Annotated in this window: 19 protein-coding genes; 7 read left to right on the plus strand and 12 right to left on the minus strand. The window is 36.3% G+C overall.

Translation table 11 applies throughout. From position 1 onward, the window contains the following. Positions 1–3647 (minus strand): MSCRAMM family protein (locus AC3WVA_RS22475; RefSeq protein WP_492322190.1); only part of this gene is annotated, 3647 nt, incomplete at its 3' end. 393 nt (positions 3648–4040) lie between these two features. Then, on the minus strand, positions 4041–4913 hold the full coding sequence (locus AC3WVA_RS22480) for a Cof-type HAD-IIB family hydrolase (protein ID WP_048525106.1): 873 nt from the start codon (positions 4911–4913) through the stop codon (positions 4041–4043). A 134-nt stretch (positions 4914–5047) separates the two neighbouring features. Here AC3WVA_RS22480 and AC3WVA_RS22485 point away from each other — a divergent pair, with 134 nt between their 5' ends. Next, positions 5048–5665 carry a DNA-3-methyladenine glycosylase gene (locus tag AC3WVA_RS22485; protein ID WP_098346357.1) on the plus strand — a complete coding sequence of 206 codons (618 nt, stop codon included), beginning with the start codon at positions 5048–5050 and terminating at the stop codon, positions 5663–5665. Between the two features lie 21 nt (positions 5666–5686). Then, positions 5687–6043 carry a hypothetical protein gene (locus AC3WVA_RS22490; RefSeq protein ID WP_071759238.1) on the plus strand — a complete coding sequence of 119 codons (357 nt, stop codon included), beginning with the start codon at positions 5687–5689 and terminating at the stop codon, positions 6041–6043. Between the two features lie 36 nt (positions 6044–6079). Here the strand turns inward: AC3WVA_RS22490 and alsD are convergent, their stop codons facing one another. Both alsD and alsS read right to left on the minus strand, forming a co-directional pair. After that, positions 6080–6838: an alpha-acetolactate decarboxylase gene (gene alsD / locus AC3WVA_RS22495; protein WP_098881390.1), complete on the minus strand. Its 759-nt coding sequence runs from the start codon at positions 6836–6838 to the stop codon at positions 6080–6082. Positions 6839–6854: 16 nt separating this feature from the next. Further along, positions 6855–8543 carry an acetolactate synthase AlsS gene (gene alsS / locus AC3WVA_RS22500; protein WP_098520011.1) on the minus strand — a complete coding sequence of 563 codons (1689 nt, stop codon included), beginning with the start codon at positions 8541–8543 and terminating at the stop codon, positions 6855–6857. 399 nt (positions 8544–8942) lie between these two features. Between alsS and AC3WVA_RS22505 the strand changes: the two genes are divergently transcribed. After that, positions 8943–9503 (plus strand): HAAS signaling domain-containing protein, encoded by a 561-nt coding sequence (locus AC3WVA_RS22505; protein WP_098520012.1) that lies wholly within the window; start codon positions 8943–8945, stop codon positions 9501–9503. 17 nt (positions 9504–9520) lie between these two features. Continuing rightward, positions 9521–10117 (plus strand): NDxxF motif lipoprotein, encoded by a 597-nt coding sequence (locus AC3WVA_RS22510; RefSeq protein WP_098881389.1) that lies wholly within the window; start codon positions 9521–9523, stop codon positions 10115–10117. 41 nt (positions 10118–10158) lie between these two features. Here the strand turns inward: AC3WVA_RS22510 and AC3WVA_RS22515 are convergent, their stop codons facing one another. Both AC3WVA_RS22515 and AC3WVA_RS22520 read right to left on the minus strand, forming a co-directional pair. After that, complete coding sequence (locus AC3WVA_RS22515; protein ID WP_048525099.1) at positions 10159–10515, minus strand: YlbF/YmcA family competence regulator; 357 nt, start codon at positions 10513–10515, stop codon at positions 10159–10161. Positions 10516–10657: 142 nt separating this feature from the next. Next, positions 10658–11794 carry a DUF445 family protein gene (locus AC3WVA_RS22520; RefSeq protein ID WP_142342046.1) on the minus strand — a complete coding sequence of 379 codons (1137 nt, stop codon included), beginning with the start codon at positions 11792–11794 and terminating at the stop codon, positions 10658–10660. Positions 11795–11928: 134 nt separating this feature from the next. On the opposite strand from AC3WVA_RS22520, the gene AC3WVA_RS22525 reads away from it, so the two are divergent. Both AC3WVA_RS22525 and AC3WVA_RS22530 read left to right on the plus strand, forming a co-directional pair. Beyond that, positions 11929–12981 (plus strand): YheC/YheD family protein, encoded by a 1053-nt coding sequence (locus tag AC3WVA_RS22525; protein WP_098346363.1) that lies wholly within the window; start codon positions 11929–11931, stop codon positions 12979–12981. Positions 12982–13001: 20 nt separating this feature from the next. Further along, positions 13002–14462, plus strand: a complete 1461-nt coding sequence (locus AC3WVA_RS22530) for a YheC/YheD family endospore coat-associated protein (protein WP_098346364.1) — start codon at positions 13002–13004, stop codon at positions 14460–14462. A gap of 16 nt (positions 14463–14478) precedes the next feature. Here AC3WVA_RS22530 and AC3WVA_RS22535 read toward each other — a convergent pair whose 3' ends face one another. Further along, a complete protein-coding gene (locus tag AC3WVA_RS22535; RefSeq protein ID WP_048525095.1) occupies positions 14479–14724 on the minus strand; it encodes a hypothetical protein in 246 nt (81 codons plus the stop codon). A 392-nt stretch (positions 14725–15116) separates the two neighbouring features. On the opposite strand from AC3WVA_RS22535, the gene sasP reads away from it, so the two are divergent. Beyond that, positions 15117–15320 (plus strand): small acid-soluble spore protein, SasP family, encoded by a 204-nt coding sequence (gene sasP / locus AC3WVA_RS22540; RefSeq protein WP_000013338.1) that lies wholly within the window; start codon positions 15117–15119, stop codon positions 15318–15320. A 51-nt stretch (positions 15321–15371) separates the two neighbouring features. On the opposite strand, the gene AC3WVA_RS22545 is transcribed toward sasP, so the two are convergent. From AC3WVA_RS22545 to AC3WVA_RS22565, 5 genes are all read right to left on the minus strand, one after another. Continuing rightward, positions 15372–16106 carry an amino acid ABC transporter ATP-binding protein gene (locus AC3WVA_RS22545; RefSeq protein ID WP_001970173.1) on the minus strand — a complete coding sequence of 245 codons (735 nt, stop codon included), beginning with the start codon at positions 16104–16106 and terminating at the stop codon, positions 15372–15374. A gap of 28 nt (positions 16107–16134) precedes the next feature. Further along, positions 16135–16833, minus strand: coding sequence for an amino acid ABC transporter permease (locus AC3WVA_RS22550; protein ID WP_071759246.1), 699 nt, complete (start codon positions 16831–16833; stop codon positions 16135–16137). Continuing rightward, complete coding sequence (locus AC3WVA_RS22555) at positions 16820–17617, minus strand: amino acid ABC transporter substrate-binding protein (protein WP_000732853.1); 798 nt, start codon at positions 17615–17617, stop codon at positions 16820–16822. The genes AC3WVA_RS22550 and AC3WVA_RS22555 overlap by 14 nt, the downstream gene beginning before the upstream one ends. Before the next feature lie 272 nt (positions 17618–17889). Continuing rightward, complete coding sequence (locus AC3WVA_RS22560; RefSeq protein ID WP_098520016.1) at positions 17890–19890, minus strand: ABC transporter ATP-binding protein; 2001 nt, start codon at positions 19888–19890, stop codon at positions 17890–17892. Then, on the minus strand, positions 19887–21647 hold the full coding sequence (locus AC3WVA_RS22565; RefSeq protein WP_071759248.1) for an ABC transporter ATP-binding protein: 1761 nt from the start codon (positions 21645–21647) through the stop codon (positions 19887–19889). Before AC3WVA_RS22565 ends, AC3WVA_RS22560 begins: the two co-directional genes overlap by 4 nt. Positions 21648–21691: the final 44 nt, after the last annotated feature.

Raw genomic sequence — 21691 nt, forward strand, 5'->3', positions numbered from 1 at the left:
TCTGTCTCTCCACCTGGCGTTTCTGTCTCTCCACCTGGCGTTTCTGTCTCTCCACCTGGCGTTTCTGTCTCTCCACCCGGTGTTTCTGTTTCTCCACCTGGCGTTTCTGTTTCTCCACCTGGATTCTCTGGACCTTTGCTTGTTTCTTTTTCATTTGTAATTTGAAGTTTTACTACTTCAATTTTTTGATTAGAAATCGTAAATTCAATTTCCTTACCAGATAACTCATAACCTTCTGGCGCTTGAACTTCTTTTAAAACATAATCTCCTGGCTCTAATTCTTTCGAAGTTGCTTTACCATTTTCATCTGATGTTAATGTGTCTATTTTTGCTCCATCTTTCAAAATTTCAAACACTGCGCCCGCTAATTTTTTATCTTTATCATTAGCATCTACCTTTGTAATTTCTACTTGACCTTTAATCTTTTCTTTCACTTTTTCATTTAATACTTCTTGTTTTACTACTGTATTTGCAACAACATTTACTTCTACCGTCACTTCTAACGCTTTATAGCCTTCTGGCGCTTTCGTTTCTTCTAACGTATACTTTCCTGGCACTAAGTTTTCGAATGTTACTACACCGTCTTTATTCGTTGTTTTCGCTTCTCCAACTACTTGACCAGTTTCATTCTTTAACTTAAATTCTGCACCTTCTAGAACTTTTCCACTCTCTGCATCCTTTTTGATTACTTGTAAGCTTCCTAGTTCTTTTGCGTTTTCTACTTGTACTTGTACTACTTTGTTTGCTTCCACAACGACTTCAATTTCTTCTTTTAACAACTTATATCCTTGTGGTGCTTTCGTTTCTTTTAATGTGTATGTTCCTGGTTCTAATTTCTGAGAGGTTACTTTACCATTTTTATCTGTTCGTAACGTCTCTACTTTTTTACCATCTTTGTACACTTCAAATTCTGCATCTGATAATACTTTCGTTTTATCGTTTGCATCTACTTTTACGATTTCGAATTGACCAAGGCTCTTACTATTCGTTACTTTTACATCAATAACTTTTTCACCATCAACTGTTACATGAATTACTTGTTTTGTTAACTCATAACCTTCTGGCGCTTTTGTTTCTTCTAACGTATATTCACCAGGCACTAGTCCATCTACTTTAACAATTCCAGACTTATCTGTTGTAATTCCTTCTTTTACAACTTTCCCTTGCGTATCTTTCAATGTGAATTCTGCGCCTGCTAAACGTTTCGCTTGATCTTTATCATCCGTCTTAATAATTTGTAGAGAACCTAAGATTCTTTCGTTTTCCGCCTCTACTTTTACTACTTCTTTCTCGTTTTGTATTGTTACTTTCCATTCTTTATTTGAAAGCTTGTAACCTTCTGGTGCTTTCGTTTCTTTCACTGTATATTCACCTAATGGTAATTTTGGTGACATCACTTTTCCACTCTCATCTGTTTTCAGTTCCGCTACCTTTTTACCATCTTTATATACTGTAAATTCTGCATCTGATAATACTTTCGCTTTATCATTCGCATCTACTTTTACAATTTCAAATTGACCTGTTACTTTTTCATTCATAACTTCTTGTTTTACTACTTCATTTGCTACTACGTTTACTTCGACTGTTACTTCTACTGCTTTATAACCTTCCGGCGCTTTCGTTTCTTCTAACGTATACTTACCTGGTACTAAGTTTTCGAATTTTACTACACCGTCTTTATTCGTTGTTTTCGCTTCTCCAACTACTTGACCATTTTCGTTCTTTAGTCTAAATTCTGCGCCTTCTAGAACTTTTCCACTCTCTGCATCCTTTTTGATTACTTGTAAGCTTCCTAGTTCTTTTGCATTTTCTACTTGTACTTCTACTACTTTGTTTGCTTCCACAACGACTTCAATTTCTTCTTTTAATACTGTATATCCTTGCGGTGCTTTCGTTTCTTTTAATGTGTATGTTCCTGGCTCTAATTTCTGAGAGATTACTTTACCAGTTTTATCTGTTCGTAACGTCTCTACTTTTTTACCATCTTTGTACACTTCAAATTCTGCGTCTGACAATACTTTCGTTTTATCTTCTGCATCTACTTTTACGATTTCAAATTGACCTGTTACTTTTTCAACGATTTTTTTATTCAACACATCTACAGTCACTATATTATTAGCAGCTACATCAACATGAACTAAACTAGATGATAGTTCGTAACCTTTTGGTGCTTCAACTTCTTTTAATGTATATGTTCCAACTGGAAGTTGTTTTGATAAAGCTTCACCTTTACCATCTGTAATAATTGTTTCGACAACGTTCCCATCTTTATCTATAACATCAAATTTTGCACCTGGTAAAAGTTGACCAGATTCACTATCTTTTTTCAATAATTTAAATTGACCATCTTCTACTTTTTTCGTATTCTTCATAACAAATTCAATTATGTTTGTATTATCAATTGTTACTTTTGCTGGTGTATCAACTTTTATATATCCCTCTGGTGCACTAATTTCTTTTACAAAATAATCACCAAATGGTAAATCTTTAACTTCCGCAATACCCTTTTCGTTTGTTGTAACAGTAGCCACAACATGATTATCTTTGTCTATAACATCAAATTTTGCGTCTTTTAAAACAATGTTTTCATTGTCTTCATCAACTTTTTTAATTTGTAAATTTCCTTTTTCAGCTGCCGGCTTTTTCCACTTTGGCCAGTTAAATTTAAAATTATGAACCTCAAATCCATCTCTTTGGTGTAATCCACCAACAAAGGCTTGTCCATTAATTGAACCACCCTTTGTCTCTACAACTGCATTAGGTGCAAATACACTTCCTACTACACCATATCCTTTAGTTGTTATCTTTTTAGCATTAGGGAACACCCAAATGACTTTACTAGCTAACTCAGTGAAGAAGGAATTAGGGTCATATGCTTGAGAGGTATTAACTAATGTGAACCCGCCCTTATCTGTCGTATCATACAGGATTGCACCGCCACCAAAATTAACTTCTTCTGCATCTGAATGAATAACAATAAAATCTTTGTTATTTACATTTGGAAGATAAACATCCTTTACATTGAATGGTTCTTGCCCTTCTAATCCTGAAGAGACATAAATATTAGAATTATTTACATCTTCACCGATTCCAAAAGTTATACCCGGTTTTGGTTTATCAGTATGTAATTGACCCGCATCCTCAATTACACTATTAACGTCTTTTCTAAACTCTTTAAATTTAGCATCAATCTCCGCTTGCTCTTTATACGAGATACGGTCATATGATGATTTCATTGCACCTTCTGGGTCACCATCTTTTGTCATAGCCACTGTTCCATCTTGGATAATTACTTGTCCTGCTCCCGCTTTCGTAAATTGGCCACCTAGTAATAATGACGGATATCCTTCATCTACCCATTTCGCTCCAGCTAAATTATTCGCTCCAGTTGCAGCCGCTACGACTGTATAACTTGATGCATTCATATTTTTTTGAACAGCCATCGCACCCTCAATATCCGCACTCGTTGCACTATGATCTCCAAAAATGATTGCATTGTAATAAGATACATCACCTAAACCTTTTAATTCTGTTGTAGCTGCCTCTGCTTTATACGGTAAATGGATTAAAAAATTCATACATACTAGTAACACAACTATAAAACTACTACTTAATTTTTTTATTTTTTGATTAAATGATTTCCTCAAAAAATTCATTCCCCCTTTTATAATTTCTAAATTTACGAAATGAAGCACATTTCATATGTATCAACCCTTACTCACATTAACTTAAAATAATCCATTTAAATAAACCAAAGAAAATCTAGAACAAATTAATAACATTACTACAATTCATTTTTGAAATACTACGTGAACGAAACTAACATGCGAAGTGTTTTTTACGTATGGGATCTCAATAAAATTAACCTGGAGAATATTTCATGTGGTGTAACTATCTTGGCAACATCATCCACTTTACAACAGTTTTCTAAAGGATTCAAGTGAATTGTATAGATTTCAGACACAATTCACCTTCATGAAACGCTTTCATTCCTAAAATAAAACGAATAAAAAACGTAGCCAAAAAGCTACGTTTTTCTTTCATCGTTTCGGCGTATTTTTATGATTCTTCAAAAACGGAAGTGGAAATTGCTTACGGAAATGTTCTTTAATCATATACTCTACACCGTTCTCACTATTTGAACGTGTAATCCAGTCAGCTGCTTGTTTTAACTCTACAGGCGAATTCCCCATCGCTACCCCGAGTCCTACATTTTCAATTACTTCTAGATCTTCTAAACTATCTCCAATCGCAACCATTTCGTTTAGCGAAATATTTAAATGCTCTCCAAGCAATTGTAATCCACGTAATTTTGATACATTTTGCGGCAAAATTTCTATTCGTTTTGAATCACACTCAACATACTCTAAATCTTGGAACGCTTTTCTTAATGTATGGAGCCCTCGTTCTTTTTCACCTTTCGTTTGGAAAATAACATCAATTTTTGGCGCCGCTACTGGATGATCACGAAGCGCATCGCCTAACGAGTCTACAAATTGAACTGGATAAAATAATGGATCTGCGCTTGATAATACAGTACGCGCAATTAAGTTCGGTGTATTTCTCTCACGATTTCCGATTGAAAACCGTTCATGAGAAATGCGGACGTTACAATCGAAGTGCTCTAACACTTGCACAATGTTAAACGTCTTCTCTTCCGATAATCTTCTTTGAGCGTACGGCTTATCTAACGTCGCTGAAACGAAAGCACCGCCATGTGTCACTAATATAGAATCTAATTTTAGCGCCTTTGCTACTTTATGAGCAGACTGAAAATTACGGCTCGTAAATAATGTAACGTATACATCTTTTCTTTTCACAAATTCAATCGTTTCTCGTAATCCTTTTGCAATTTTTCCGTTGTTGTATAGTAGTGTCCCATCTATATTAAGAGCTAGTAAGCGATAAATCATGTCGCACTCCCCCTCTTCGCTGTTGTACTCTATCCATAATTTATGAAATAAATGTAGCAAATAGAACGAGTTAGAATTACTACTGAAAATTTGGTTTACTATATACATATACACTTAACAAAGGAGATAGTACAATGCAGGCACCACCTTCCTTTTATGAAGGCGATACGTTAGAAGTCGCAAAGAAATTACTCGGACAAAAACTTGTACATATTGTAGACGGAGTAAAACGAAGCGGAATCATTGTAGAAGTAGAAGCATATAAAGGTCCGGATGATAAAGCCGCGCATAGTTACGGCGGCAGACGAACGGATCGTACAGAAGTCATGTTTGGCGCACCGGGACATGCTTACGTATATTTGATTTATGGTATGTATCATTGTTTTAACGTCATTACAGCGCCAGTTGGCACCCCACAAGGTGTTCTCATTCGAGCCCTTGAGCCGGTAGATGGAATAGAAGAAATAAAACTAGCGCGCTACAACAAAACCGACATTACAAAAGCGCAGTATAAAAATGTAACGAACGGCCCTGGCAAACTATGCCGTGCCCTCGGAATTACTTTAGAAGAACGAGGCGTATCCTTACAAAGTGATACATTACATATTGAACTCGTCCCAGAAGAAGAACACATATCATCACAATATAAAATAACAGCAGGACCTCGTATTAACATCGACTATGCGGAAGAAGCTGTACATTATCCGTGGCGTTTTTATTATGAGGGTCATCCGTTCGTTTCAAAGAAATAAACATATGTAAAGGGAGAGACTATGAGGGGCAAACCTGAACAAAAAATAGAGTCAGAAAAAGTCTATAAAACGAAGAAAAACCCAAATGGAATGTTTGTAGCGAGAATACTACAAATTCCAAAAGATGAAGATAAACTAGACTTTGTTCTTATTTTGCAAAATAAAAAAACGAAAAATATTATTTATAACAAAGTTTTAGTAACAACAAATAACGACTATTATTCTTTCCGACTCGCTCGTGGGAATATTGAATGGTCCTCCTTACATACTGTTACAGTATGGGATGGGCTTGGGCATCAATTGGTAGAAGTATCAGCCTTAACTGGTAAAGAGAACTATTTCATTTCTGATGAACATTGTTCCGCATATCGGGATTAATCAAGAATAAAAGGGAAGCCGAATCGGCTTCCCTTTTTACTCCGCACCTTCCGCAGTCGCAATATTATCCTCTAAATTTTCTCTAGATAATTCAGCCGCCATAAAATCAGCTGTTTCTGGAAGCGCTAAATGCATATGAGCTTTTTGACAAATTTGGATCGTACAGTTTTCTATAACATAATCGAAAACGTGCCCGCCCCCGCTTCTTTCATCATCAATATAATGTAAGTGGAAACCAGCTACACCAATGCCTTGCGCATAATCTGGCGTCCAAAATCCAGCAAGCGTACCTTTTGTCTCTTTAAACGAAAAGATTGGCTGTGATTTCGTCACTTCAACGAGCGGTGTATACGGTTTTTCTTGTCTTGGAACAGTTCTCGTTCTTACTTCACGGAATGTACCGTCCATTCGAATCGCGTAAAATAAGTTTTTACTTGGCATTAATTCATGTAATAATGCCTCAACTTCTTCACGATTCATCGGACGCTCTACTGTATAACTCATTTCTTTTTCAAAAAAAGTTACCGTCGCAAACGGTGTTGTTTCTTCTGGCTCTACTTTTTCTGCTGAACCGTCTGAACGTAAATGATAAAATTCGTTATCAAATGCAATCATTTCACCATCTAATTGATCAAATGTGCCGATGCCGAAATCACCACGTTCCTTTAGTTCCTCAAAGCTAATCACACCATCATATATACCATCTAATAGCGCAAGCATTGTAGATGTTTGATATACTTCATTGCTCATTTTCGTTTTTTTTGCATCAATATCGATTAATTGCGCAACAGTCATCTCAAATCTGCCTCCATTAGTTTAATTGGTTTGGTAATAATTTTTCGCTTAATTTAATGTTATCACGGTAGTCGATTGGAATATCAATAATGACAGGACCGTCTGCTGCTAGTGCCTCTTTTAATACACCTTCTAATTCATCAGGCGTGTTAACACGAAGACCTAACGCCCCGAAACTTTCCGCATATTTCACAAGATCAACATCGCCAAACTCTGTAGCTGATGTTCTGCCGTATTTCATCATTTGTTGGAATGCAACCATATCATATGTGCCGTCTCTCCAAACAAGATGGACGATTGGAGAATTTAAACGTACCGCCGTTTCTAACTCCATCGCTGAGAATAAGAAACCACCGTCACCTGATACGGAAACTACTTTTTTACCTGGTTCTACTAAAGTAGCAGCAATTGCCCAAGGAAGTGCAACACCTAACGTTTGCATGCCGTTACTAAATAATAATCTACGTGGTTCATAAGAACGGAAACATCTCGCCATCCAAATAGAATGGGAACCGATGTCACATGTAACGGTTGTGTCGTCACTAATTAAAGAACGAAGTGTACGAATCACTTGAAGTGGATGCGTAACACCTTCTGAAGGACGATTTGGAACTTCTGCTTGTTCTGATAATTTCGCACGTAATCGTTCTAATACCGCTTCTGATTTCGTACTTAATACAAGTTTCGGTAATTTCTCCGCGATGCTATTTACCGTTAAGGCAATATCACCAATTAATTCACGCTCTGGTTGGTAATCATGGTCGATATCTGCTTGATGGTCGTCAAGATGAATAATTGTTCTGTCGCCAAGTTTATTCCAGAACTTTGGATCATACTCGATTGGATCATAACCGATAGAAATAACAAGATCTGCCTCTTCTAGTAAAATATCACCTGGTTGGTTACGGAATAGTCCAACACGGCCGAAGAAATGATCTTCTAACTCACGTGAAATGGCACCAGCTGCTTGATATGTTTCAACGACAGGAAGTTCTGTATCCGCAATTAATTTACGAACAGCTTTCGTCACTTCATTTGTGCTCGCTCTCATACCGAGTAAAATAACTGGTAATTTCGCTGCTTTTATTTTTTCTACTACATATGTAATATCATTTGTGGGAGCGATTCCAAGCTGTGGCTTAGAAAGCGCACCGATAGACTCTACAGTCGTTTCTGCAGTCATAACGTCTTGCGGTAAACTTACTAAAGTAGCTCCTGGATTTGTAGAAGTTGCACTTCGGAATGCATTTGATAATGCTTCTGGCACATTATCAGGATGCTCTACTTCTACGCTATATTTTGTGATTGGTTCGAATAGTGCAGCATTATCCATAGATTGATGCGTACGTTTTAATCGATCTGTACGCGGAACTGCACCAGCTAAAGCAACAACGGGATCACTCTCCGCATTCGCAGTAACAAGACCTGTCGCTAAATTTGATGTCCCTGGCCCTGAAGTTACAAGACATACGCCCGGTTTCCCTGTTAATCTACCAATAGCAGCTGCCATAAATGCTGCGTTTTGTTCATGACGACAAACAATTAACTCTGGTCCTCTTTCTTGCAGTACATCAAATACAGAGTCAATCTTCGCTCCTGGAATACCGAAAACATGTGTAACACCTTGTTTAATTAAACAATCAACAACAAGATCTGCTCCTTTTGTTTTTGTCTTCACGTCGTTTGCTTTTACATCTGTACTCAAACTAATCATTCCTTTATTTCATAATGTGTGTAATAAAGATTTTTTAATTTCACCTAGTTAATTAACGTGGTGAAGTATTATTTATCATTATAGTACAAATGCATTATTTTTCCAAGAATATGAATTTGACAGTATTTTGACAAACAATAAGGAATGCGCTTACAACCCTTTACTTATCCTAAAATAATATTTTTACATCTCCTCTAAAAATGAACAAAAACTTCCATCTCATCATAGTATTAAAAACTTCACAGTACCTTGCAAAGAACACTAGTAAATGATATATTTGTAAATATTGGAATAACCATTAATTGGAATGTGCTTTATAATTCGTATCCCCTTTTCAAAAGATAGCATTCTCAGCTGTAATTCATCATTCTATAAAGGAAAGTGATTGTTATGAACAAAAGTGAATTTTTGGAACAACTTAGTTCTTCCCTGCAGAATATGCCCAATGTAGAAAAGAAAGATATTATTTCAGAGTATGAAACTCATTTTATCAGTGGTAAGCAGGATGGGAAATGTGAAGAAGAAATTGCTAGAAAACTAGGAAATCCTAAAACGATCGGGAAAGAACTTACTGTTTCCTATGCAATAAGCAATGCTGACAAGAAACGAAGCTTCAAAAATATAATAACTGCACTATTTTCTGTTATGAGCTTAAGTGTTTTAAACTTTGCCTTTATCATTATCGCCTTTTTCGTACTACTCTTTTTATTACCGATTATTCTAGCACTTATCATTGCCACTCCATTATTAATCATTTCACCTATTTTATTAATAGGATTAGGATTTTTCAAAGGGTTTCATCAAATCAGTTATTCTGATGTTTATAATGTGTTCATCGCTTTTTGCAGCGGTTTACTCATATCCGTCATATGTTATCAAATGATTAAACATCTATACGCAGCTTTAGTTAAGTACTTGAAATGGAATGTAGCTATTTTACAAAGATACTAATGCAAAAGGAGATTAAGATGAAAAAGTATATTTTATACCCACTCATATTACTTACATTTTTATTGCTATCAGCTTGTTCAAACAGTGCGCAACCTAAAGAAGAAAACGATGTACAATCTATTAAAGATGTTACGGTTAAAATTCCAGAAACTATATTCACTTCCTCAAAAAAGAATGAAGCGATTAACGAAGACGAAATAAAACAAAATATAAAAACATATTTAGATTATAGCGGAGAGTTAGACGAAAACATCGTTCCACTTTCATCAGCCATGTCTGACGAAGAAGTCACGGAATCCGATCGGGAGAAATTAAAACAACTAGTAGATTTAGCGCAACAAAACGATGCGAACTTCCTTAATTTTATTAGTAACAATACGATTCCTGATGATTACAAACAGCCTTCAAAGGAAATTCATGATTACATTTCATCGTCTACGGTACTTTCAGTAGAACTAGAGCAAGAATTAGACAAACTCGCTCAAGATGGTAACTTATTCAAAACTGATTTTTCTTTTACAAAACGCTTTGAGAAAGTGAATGGTAGGAAGCAAAAAGAAATTGAAACATTTTTGAAGGCGAAGAATATTGAAACGGAGTATTTCCACAAATAACAAACAAAAAAGACGCCCCATCCTAGGGGCGTCTTCTCTCATTACGCTTGTTGTTGCGCGTTATATAAATCTTCAAGTGGCTTCATGATAATTTTGTTAACGTCAGTGATAACAATGTTTAGGCGTTGCTCAGTTTCCATTAACTTTGTGATTTTAGCATCTTGTTGAATGCGAGCTACAACTTCTTGTGCTTTTTGGTTATCTTCTTCAGTGATTTCTTGACCTTGCATCATTTTTTGTTGTAAGCCAAGTTGCATTGTGCGGAACTCATCGAATAAGTTCTTTGAAGCTGCGTCACCTTGTACTGCTGCGTAGCTTGCTTTTAATGTTTGGAAATCTTCGTTTTCAGCGATTGCTTTTTGTAATTCATATGCAACATCATGAATGTTTTTTGTCATTTTATTTTTCCTCCTTTAGAAGGCTAGCACTTGTCATGCGCACTGCCTTTTCAGTGCGTTTACATACGCACCTCTTCTTACCATATCAAACTATGCAAGAGATGTGAAGAAATTTCACTTTTATTTCTATGTACTTACCTTATTATTTAAGAAACAGCAGTAATAATCCTTGCACGAGTCCAATCATTCCGCCTAATAATGCCCCTAAATACGTAATCATTTTTAGTTCATTTTTTGTAATGGACAGCACTAAATCCTCTAGTCTCTCCGTTGAAAATGTGGATACTTCTTGCTGGACAATTTCAGCCAAGTGGAGATTATTTAGTATACTCGCTACGTTTTCTGTTCCCCACTTTAAGCCTTTCGTTACTGCACTTGGAACTACCTTTTCCATAATTGTTTCTCGAACTGGCTCACATACTTGCTGCACAGATTGATTTAAAAATTTACTTACTGTTTCCTCCACTTTAACTGCAGACAATATGGAGCTTACAATCATTTCTTTTTCTACAAACGTTTCTACTTCTTTTACATCTCTTCCTTTTAACTTTTCCCACTCTTTTTGCAATACTTCAGTTAAAAGCTGTTTCGTAACTTCTTGCCCTAAAAACTTAATGACTTCTGGCTGCACACGATCCACTACACTTACATTCCCTAAAAACATTCCGACTAAGTTAAGTAGCGTTCCCCTAGAAGCAAAGAAATCATCAATCATTTTTGAAAGACGTGCTTTCCCTTCTTCACTCTCAAAAAACTGAGTTGCTCGCCCTAAAATAAATGCCGAAACATTTGGAATCACATTCTCTATTTTCTCGTGAACAGAATGAGGTAAAGCTTGTTCCCATGTATATGTATAGTACTCTTCTAAAAACATCTCAATCTTTTCTGTAATCACATGTTCAATTTTCTCGATCGCTTCTTTTTCTACATGCGCTACATCCCATTGTTCTAACATTTGTCGCAGTGATTGTTCATTCATCATTACTTTGTCCACTTCTACTTGTGCCCAGTGTATTAAACTTTTTTGAAACTCTTCATTCGCTAACTTCTTTCCGATTCCTTCTGGCGTTAACAAATGCTCCACAACCATTTTTCCTAATTGAACCGCAAGCTCATCGCGGCGCTTCGGAATTAATCCTGGTGTAAATGGAACTTGAAATTTCCCAATATAAATAGGACGGTGAGGACGAAATAACATTTTTATCGCTAAATGATTTGTAAATCCTCCAATAATCGCTCCGAGCCCTGTCGTCGTTAACATACTTAACCATATATTCATTACAATCAACCTTTCACTTCTCCAAAACTATAGCATATCATCATACGGACAAAAGTATAATGGTATAAAAACGTATTTGCAATATATAGCTTCGCCTATTGTGCCAACATTTTGTTAGTAAAGGAGTGATTTCGTTGGTTCTCGGTATTTTAACTTCTCACCCCCATTATGAGCAAACGTATTACACCGAAATCGCTAAACGCGCTCGGCTTTATCATAATGTCGTTGCCCAGTTTACGCCATTTAGTATTGATCCTAAAACAGATCTTATTTCTGGTCTGATTTATGATACTGATACAGGAAAATGGAAAGAGCAAATATTCCCTATTCCTTCTTATATATATGATCGTTCTTCTTTTAACGAAGAAACAAACTTCGAAAAAGCAAAATCAATTATTCACTCATTACACAACCGTCCTACCACTACCTTTTTAAATAACACACTCATTGACTTAAGCGAACTACATGATGTATTTCTCACGAACAAAAAATTATCTCCTTATATACCAAAATTTGAAATAGCGACGATACAAAACGTTTTCAAACTGTTATTAAAAACAAAAGATATTATTATACGTCCTACTAACACACATTCCAATGAAAGTCTGTACCGGGTCGCTTATAAAAATAAAACGTTCCATATCGATACAATCAATGACGCCTATCATAATTCTGCTCAAATGAAGCGGACCGATGAATTTATATCTTGGTACAAACGTAACATACGATCAGCATGTTATATTACCCATACAATGCTGCAACCACCAAATCAATTAACATACCCGCTCCATATTCGGACCATTTTACAAAAAAATAAAGAACAGAATTGGAACGTTATCGGTCAATTTATACAAAAAAGCTCATTTCCGGATCAACTTTTATTTTCGGTAACGGATGATTCTTCGCTACATTCATTTTCAAAAATTAAATACGTATTATCTAGTACCGGTGTACAATTATTACAAGACGCTTTACAAGACATTATAAATGAAGTGTTTCAAACATTAGATCAATCTTATTCTTCTTTATTCGAGCTAGAGCTTTCCACCATTATGGATCAAAAAGGGGCCATTTGGCTTATGTATGTCAACACGATTCCCCCGTACGAACATTACATTCGTCATAGTGATTCATTAGCCGAGAAAATATATCACGGACCACTAAAATTTAGTCGCTTTACACCATAATGAAAGGAGGTAACACCATTTTGAAAGAGCACATATATACATTAAACATTTCAGATGAGCATCCAAACAGTATTACTTTACCTTATATATTTTCCATTACACCACCCATTACATCCCTTTCCTTCGGTATACGCCATGTTGCAAGTGAAAATGTAAAAATTCATTATTCCTTTACTCGTGAAATCATTATTGGACAACAAATTGCAGAGAAACTTTTACTTCCTCATTCCACTACTATCCATGCATTCACGCAAAATGAAACGATTATTTTCGGACCATTAATCGGGATTTTCACAACTGGTTTTAACGATGATTCTTCTAATCCTTTAGGGAACCGCTCAACTTCTCTTGGCGAGTTACTCACGCCCCCATTCGCTTTGCGACCATTTGTATTCGTTTTTGGTGTGCAACATATAGACTGGGAAAATGAAACAATTGAAGGATATTTCTTTCAAGAGGAACAATGGATAAAGAAAAAAGTACCTTTTCCGAATGTCATTTACGACCGCTTACCAAATCGGAAAGCCGAAAATTATAAGCCAATCGTAAGAGCAAAAAGAAAATTAGAGCATGACTATGCGATTCCATGGTTTAATCCAGGATTTTTTAATAAGTGGGAAGTGCATCAACTTCTTATGAAAGACGAATCAATCATGCCGTTATTACCAAACACAGAAACATTTCAGCACTTCGAACAAGTAGAACGATTTCTCGGTACGTATAAATCGATTTACATGAAACCGATTCACGGCAGCTTCGGTAGAAATATTCATCAACTATTTTATTCTCAAGCAGAAAATTGCTATTACTGTCGTTATCGAGAAAATGAAGAAAACAAACTAAGAAAGTATCAATCATTAGAAACACTTCTAAATCATGTGTTAAAAGGACATGATTTAAAAAAATTTATCGTACAACAAGGTATTTCCTTACTTCGCTTTGATGGGCAACCTGTTGATTTTCGCATTCATACAAATAAAAATCATTTCGGCCAATGGATGGTCAGTGCAATCGTCGCAAAAATTGCTGGCAAAGGTAGCTTAACAACGCATGTAAATAGCGGTGGTGATACGAAATTACTGCAAGAACTTTTTCCCGATTCAACGAAACAAGTTCAAATTGAAAATAAGTTAAAACATACAGCTTTACAAATTAGTTATGCACTCGATGAACAAGTAACCGGAAATATTGGAGAAATCGGTTTTGATATCGGTTTAGACACACAGGAAAACCCGTGGCTCTTTGAAGCAAACTCTAAACCTGGGCGAACTGTATTCCAAGACGCCAAATTAAAAGAACAAAGTGAACTAACGCGCCAATTATTTTACGAATATGCCATCTACTTAACTGAACATTCTTTACGCGATGCAAAAGAAAAAATGTCTCAAATAAAATCAGAAGCTTCCTCAACTACCAAGCATATCCCGTCCCCTATGATTCACTCACAAATACGAAAACAAAAACTTCCACCTCATTCATAAGGTGGAAGTTTTCTATTTACACAAGTTTTACTACAATCTCTGTTTCCACATTACATACTCCGCAATAAAAAATATGATTACAGTATTCATTTGAATTATTATTTGTTAATCCATCTACTGCACTTAATAACTCTTGGTCCATATACGCACTATAATCGTCTATGTAATCTACAGTTTTCCCGTAATCTTGGAGTATACTTTGGCAATTTTGACAAGAATATGTTTGTGATTCTAATGCGTTGCAAAGCGGGCAAATTCCCATCATGATTCCTCCATGCATTATCATTTATAAGCTGATTAAAGAGAGCATCTAGCCGTGCATAGGAGCATTTTGTCCCGCTCCTATTCAAAATAGAGCTATAAAATGATTTGTCCCACAATAGCGGGATACAAAAAACATATTTCAAATCGCTCTTAGTTTTACCTTCTTTCTAAAAAATACAACGATTACTCTTATTTCATAATTTACGAAATCACTAAGATTTTTTACAAAATTTACAAATTATTATTTCGTATATCTTTCTAGGTAACATCCATACTATGAGTACAAACTTAATTACCGATGGATTAGCGCCAAACGGGGCGATAATCTGGTTCAACTCCAGCTAGTCCAACCAAAAAAAATTTTTATAACTCTAAGGAGGATATATTCCTATGGCAAACCAAAATTCTTCAAATCAATTAGTAGTACCAGGAGCAACAGCTGCAATCGACCAAATGAAGTACGAAATCGCTCAAGAATTTGGTGTACAATTAGGAGCAGATTCTACGGCTCGTGCTAACGGTTCTGTTGGTGGCGAAATTACAAAACGTCTAGTTGCAATGGCTGAGCAAAGCCTTGGCGGATTCCACAAATAAATATATATGGCAAAAAGGTCTCAAGGCATATGCCTTGAGACCTTCCTTAATTTATTGCAACATTTGTAAAAACTTCTTCGTACGTTCTTCTTTTGGATTTGTAAACACTTCTTCTGGTGTACCTTGTTCGACAACGACACCGCCATCCATGAAAATAACGCGGTTTGCAATTTGATGTGCAAAGCGCATTTCGTGCGTTACAATCACCATCGTCATACCTTCTTTAGCAAGTTCCTTCATTACTTTCAGAACTTCTTGAACGAGTTCAGGATCAAGTGCTGACGTCGGCTCATCAAATAGTAACACTTCCGGCTCCATCGCAAGCGCGCGAGCAATTCCAACGCGCTGTTGTTGTCCGCCCGATAGTTGGAACGGATATAAGTCTACTTTATCCGCAAGACCAACTTTTTCAAGGAAATAGTTTGCTTTCTTCTTCGCTTCTTCTTTCCCCATCTTTTTCACTGTAACGAGCCCTTCCATTACATTTTGAAGTGCTGTTAAATGCGGAAATAAGTTATGGTGCTGGAATACCATACCTGTTTGCGTACGAAGATTGACAATATCTTTCTTCGTTACTTTTTGAGAGAAGTCGAGTTCTTTATTACCGATGCGAATACTACCAGCGTTCGGCGTTTCTAACACGTTGAGACAACGTAAGAATGTCGTTTTACCAGATCCAGATGGCCCGATAATAACAACAACTTCCCCCTTCTCAACTGATAAATCTATATGCTTTAGTACGGTATTATCTCCGAAACTTTTTTGTAAGTGCTGAATTGAGATCATAAAAACAAAAACTCCTTTTGTAAAAGGATTATTTTAATGTGTAGCGTTCTGAACGCTTTTCTAACATCTGTTGTACGATTGATAATAAGAAACAAATAACCCAATAAATAAGACCTGCTTCGAAATAAACAATTAAAAACTCATAGTTCATTGCCGCAATTTCCTGCGCTTTTCGGAACATTTCTGTTACTAAAATTAACGATGCTAATGAAGTATCTTTCACTAAACTAATAAACGTGTTCGAAAGCGGCGGAATGGATACGCGCGTCGCTTGCGGTAAAATAACGCGTTTTAACGCTTGCGGATACGTCATTCCAATTGTGTAAGCTGCTTCCCACTGCCCTTTCGGAATAGAAAGGATAGAAGCACGAATAATTTCAGATGCATATGCACCGACATTTAATGAAAATCCAATAACTGCTGCTGTATATGGCTCAACTTCAATATTAAGAGTTGGAAGACCATAGAAAATAATAAATAATTGTACAAGAAGTGGCGTTCCGCGAATGATAGATACATAGATACGAGCAATCCATTGTAAAATACGACTACCTGAAATACGTGCAAGCGCCGTTAACGTCGCAAGTATAATCCCGATAATAAATGTAATAAGCGTTAATGGAATTGTCGTAAGAACAGCTTCCTTCAGCATAGGCATGAAGGAAGACTGCATAATATCTATCCAAGTAGACAATCGATCTGAAACCAATGCACTACTTAGATACATTTTCACCGAACCATTTTTTCGCTATTTTATCGTACGTACCGTCTTTTTTCATATCTTCTAACGCTTTATTTACTTCTTGTACTAGCTTGTCGCTACCTTTACGGAATAAGAATCCACTTTGTGACGCTTCTTTTTCTGTATCTACAATTTTAATTTTTGCATCTTTTTTCGTTTCTAAATAGTTTAACACTGATAATTTATCATTGATTGTGAAATCAACACGGCCAGTATTTAATAATTCTGCTGCTTGGCTAAAGCCTTCTACATTCGTAATTTCCGCACCATTTTTCTTAGCAATATCTGCATAGTTACTTGTTAAAGATTGTGCTGCTTTTAATCCTTTTACATCAGCAAATGTAGCAGGTTTATCTTTATCTTTTGCAATAACTAATACCGCTGAAGATGAAACGTATGGACTAGAGAAGTCATATTTCTTTTGACGATCTTCACGAATACCAACTTCATTCGCTACCATGTCGAAACGTTTTGCATCTAAACCAGCAAGTAAGCTATCCCATTGTGTTTCTTTAAATACAGGTTTTACTCCTAAACGTTTTGAAACTTCTTCTGCTAATTCAACATCAAATCCAGTTAATTTATTGCTTGAATCGTGGAACGTAAATGGTGGGTATGTACCTTCTGTACCAATTACAAGTTCACCGCTTTGTTTAATCTTTTGTAACGCGTCTTGACTAGCTGTATCTTTTTTCTCTTCTTTACCGCAGCCCGCTACAATCCCGATCGCTAATGTAGTTACTGCAAGTACTGAAAATAATTTTTTCATGATTGTAATCCTCCAAGTATTCTGATAGGAATTTAAAAACTATATTGATTGTATGCAATCTTGAACAATTTTTCAATGAAAATGTTCTTATTTAGTTTATCCTTTTTCTTCATAATCAAACAAAAGGGAAAAATAACGCTACATACAAAAAATAAGTAACATTTTTTAATATAGCATTTATTGTAGGAAAGGTAAAATAATACTTCTTATTTAACTGCCCTGATTCACTAAAAAAAGAACTTGCGAAAATCGCAAGTTCTCCCCCGTACATATTAAGCGCTCTGGTTTCCTTCCATTTGCGTTTTATACATATCGTAATAACGCCCGCGCTTTTTCATTAGTTCATCATGAGAACCTTTTTCCAAGATTGTTCCTCTATCGAGTACAATAATTTGATCTGCGCTTTTAATTGTAGAAAGTCGGTGGGCAATAATAAATGTCGTTCTCCCTTTTTTCACGACTTCTAGCGCCTGTTGAATCATCGCTTCTGTCTCTGTATCAATACTAGATGTCGCTTCATCTAAAATTAAAATAGCTGGATCAAATGCAAGTGCTCTAGCAAACGATATAAGCTGACGTTCCCCGGTTGAAAGTGTACTTCCTTTCTCCGTAATTTCTTCATTTATATTGTTCGCAAATCTTTCCGCACCAACATCGCGCAATGCTTTTACGATGCGATCTTTTGAAATGTTTTCATTCTCTAAGCTAACATTAGACGCCACTGTCCCGCTAAATAAAAACGGATCTTGCAGTACGATTCCCATATGTTCACGAGTTGCTTGTTTCGGCATCTCTTTTACATCATGTCCGTCAATCGTAAGCTTTCCTTTTTCAAACTCATAAAACTGAAAGAGTACATTCATAATGGAACTTTTTCCTGATCCAGTATGGCCGACAAGTGCTACTGTCTCGCCTTGTTTCGCTTCAAAAGAAATATTTTTTAACACTTCATCTTTTCCATTATAAGAAAACGACACATTATCAAACTTCACATTTCCTTGTAAGCGAGGTATACGTTCCTCTTCTACTGCTTCCCCTTTTTCCTCTAACAATTCAAAAACACGTTCTGATGCAACGCGCGATTGTTCTAAGTTAGCAAGCTGATTTACCATATTTGTAATCGGTGAGAACAATCGTGTTAAATAATCAACGAACGCATACAGTATCCCTAGAGAAATGACGCCTGTAGCACTTAATGAAGCGCCACCGAAATACCAAATCACACCTGTGAAAGCGATATTTCTTAATACACCTACTAAGTTATGTGAAGTTGCTGCATTTAAATTCAAAATTTTATTTTGATATTTAAAATAATCGCCATTTAATTCATCAAACTCTTTCTTCGTTTCATGCTCTTGACGGAACGCTTGAATAATTGGCATCCCTTGAATGGATTCATTCACTGTTCCGTTAATATCAGATAAACGTGAACGCATTTTATGATTGTATACAGACGCATACTTTCTATAAAGAATGGCCCAAACGATTAAAATCGGGATAATAAGTAAACATATCGTTGCCAATTTTACATCGAGTAAAAATAATGCCGCAAATATCCCGATAATATAAATGATACTAGAGACGAATGTCGCAAGTACCGTTACATATAAATCACGAATGGCTTCCGTATCATTCGTGACACGCGATACAATTTTTCCTGCTGGTAAATGATCGAAATAACGAATCGGCAACGTTTGAATATGAGAAAAGACATCTTCCCTCATAATTTGAATAATTTTGTTCGCTGCCTTCTGTAAGAAAAATTGCTTTCCATATGCAAATAATGAAACGACTACTAATAAAGCGAAATAGCCACCACCAAGTAATAATAGACGGTTTATTTCTGGTTTATAAAACGCAAACACTTCTTCTTTCGTTAATGCTTTCGCTTTATACACTTGCACCGCTTTACCATTTTGAACCGTAATCATATCATCTTTTACAGAACGTGACCCCTCAATATTCACTTTATTCGGTACAAAGTAATATTGAAAACCAACTTGCATCACGCGTACTTCTTCTCCTTTTTTCTCACCTTCCTGGAAGCGATCGCTTCGCTTATAAAAGGCACCATTATACGAAACAGCCTCTTCACTCTTTTCTGTTTCATACCAAGGCTTCTCTATTCCAACGATATGATCGTCAATCATCGTTTTCGCGACGAAAGGACCCGCAAGCTCTGCGATGACGAAAATAAATAACATTAACATCGCTGCAAAAATCGTACCTTTCACTTTCATCGCATATTGAAACAATCGTTTTGAAACGCTCATATTTTCACCCCACTATCCGCACTTTCACTTTCCCCTTGTTGTCTTTCAAACTGCTCCGCATACCAGCCTCCGCTTTTAATAAGCTGATCATGCGTACCTTCTTCTATTACTTGCCCGTCATCCATAACGAGAATCCAATCCGCATGTTGTACAGCCGATAAACGGTGCGTCGTAATAATCGTCGTCTTTCCGCTTCTTTCTGTTCTTATATTGTCAATGATCGCTGCTTCCGTACGAGCATCAACAGCTGATAAAGAATCGTCCAAAATTAATATTTCCGGATTTTGAATTACAGCTCGCGCAATCGAGATTCTTTGTTTTTGCCCTCCTGATAAAGAAACACCCTTCTCTCCAACGAGCGTTTCTAACCCTTCTGGTAAAAACTCTAAATCCTTTGTAAACGCCGCGATTTCAATCGCTTTCTCGAGTTCTTCTTCCGTCGCTTCCCTATTTCCGAATAAAATATTTTCCCTCGCTGTTTTTGAGAACAAAATATGTTCCTGAGGTACATATCCAATCCAACCAAGCACATTTTCATTTGTCATTTTATCTAGCGTCACATCAGAGACTGCAATATCCCCATCTCCCAGCGGATATTGACGAAGAAGCTGACGGACGAGCGTCGTTTTTCCGCTTCCTGTTTTTCCGACAACCCCAAGCGTTTCCCCTTGTTTTAATGTAAATGAAACCTTTTTTAAATTTATTTCAGTTGATGAAGGATATGAAAAGGTAACGTCATCAAACTGAATATAATCCGGCTCTTGTACAAGCTTTGGATTTTTCGGATCCTTTACATCTGGTTCATACGCCAACGTTTCATTCACACGGTCTAATGAAGCATTTCCTCGTTGCATAACATTAATTAATTCGCCAATTGCAAACATCGGCCAAATCATCATACCTAAATACACGTTAAATGAAACGAGTTCGCCAAGTGTTACCTTTGATTGAAATACAAGATACGCACCATACACTAAACCAATTAAATAACTAAGACCGACAAGCATTTTCACAGTCGGCTGGAATAACGCATCAATTTTAGCTACCTTCATATTTTTTTCGTAGACGTCATCTCCTAAATGATGAAATCTTTCCTCGTCTGCACTTTCTTGTACGTATGCACGAATCACACGTACACCAGCGATCGATTCTAGTACTTTATCATTCATATCACCGAACGCATCTTGCGCAACTGTAAATCTTTCATGCAATTTCTTTCCATATATATTCATTGCATACGCCATAATCGGAAGCGGGATAAGTGCCGCAAATGTAAGCTCCCAACTAATTGTAAATCCCATCATAAAGACAATCGTAAGCATATATAAGCTCGAATCCACGAGCGTTAATATACCGAAACCAGCTGTCATAGCAATTGCTTTTAAATCATTTGTCGCTCTCGCCATTAAATCACCAGTACGATTTTTTTGATAAAACGTCGGTGTCATTTTAAGTAAATGCCCCATAAATTTGGAGCGCATCGTCTTCTCCAGTACGAATGCACCACCAAACAGCTGATGTTGCCAAACGAAAGTAAGACCGTATCCAACGATCGTAACCCCTATTAAAATAAGAATAGATTGCATAATTGCTTCATTCGATAACGTTCCTGTTTTTATGTTATCAATCGTAACCCCTAACACTTTCGGGGGAATGACTTCAACTATATTTACAATTAAAAGAGCTCCAATGGCGATACTATATCTCTTCCAATGCTCTTTAAAAAACCATTTTAACTTTAGTAATACTGATAACAATGTAACCTCTCCCTTCTCGTTCTCGTTTCCCTCTCATTTCTTTA

The organism is Bacillus sp. EB106-04-02-XG92 (assembly GCF_058791995.1).

Bases quoted from the DNA above. Each gene is read 5' to 3' on its own strand.
- alsD (WP_098881390.1), bottom strand. From the start codon at position 6,838: ATGACTGTTGCGCAATTAATCGATATTGATGCAAAAAAAACGAAAATG.
- AC3WVA_RS22490 (WP_071759238.1), top strand. From the start codon at position 5,687: ATGAGGGGCAAACCTGAACAAAAAATAGAGTCAGAAAAAGTCTATAAA.
- AC3WVA_RS22505 (WP_098520012.1), top strand. From the start codon at position 8,943: ATGAACAAAAGTGAATTTTTGGAACAACTTAGTTCTTCCCTGCAGAAT.
- AC3WVA_RS22545 (WP_001970173.1), bottom strand. From the start codon at position 16,106: ATGATCTCAATTCAGCACTTACAAAAAAGTTTCGGAGATAATACCGTA.
- AC3WVA_RS22550 (WP_071759246.1), bottom strand. From the start codon at position 16,833: ATGTATCTAAGTAGTGCATTGGTTTCAGATCGATTGTCTACTTGGATA.
- AC3WVA_RS22555 (WP_000732853.1), bottom strand. From the start codon at position 17,617: ATGAAAAAATTATTTTCAGTACTTGCAGTAACTACATTAGCGATCGGG.
- AC3WVA_RS22510 (WP_098881389.1), top strand. From the start codon at position 9,521: ATGAAAAAGTATATTTTATACCCACTCATATTACTTACATTTTTATTG.
- AC3WVA_RS22560 (WP_098520016.1), bottom strand. From the start codon at position 19,890: ATGAGCGTTTCAAAACGATTGTTTCAATATGCGATGAAAGTGAAAGGT.
- AC3WVA_RS22535 (WP_048525095.1), bottom strand. From the start codon at position 14,724: ATGGGAATTTGCCCGCTTTGCAACGCATTAGAATCACAAACATATTCT.
- AC3WVA_RS22520 (WP_142342046.1), bottom strand. From the start codon at position 11,794: ATGAATATATGGTTAAGTATGTTAACGACGACAGGGCTCGGAGCGATT.
- AC3WVA_RS22480 (WP_048525106.1), bottom strand. From the start codon at position 4,913: ATGATTTATCGCTTACTAGCTCTTAATATAGATGGGACACTACTATAC.
- AC3WVA_RS22485 (WP_098346357.1), top strand. From the start codon at position 5,048: ATGCAGGCACCACCTTCCTTTTATGAAGGCGATACGTTAGAAGTCGCA.
- AC3WVA_RS22515 (WP_048525099.1), bottom strand. From the start codon at position 10,515: ATGACAAAAAACATTCATGATGTTGCATATGAATTACAAAAAGCAATC.
- sasP (WP_000013338.1), top strand. From the start codon at position 15,117: ATGGCAAACCAAAATTCTTCAAATCAATTAGTAGTACCAGGAGCAACA.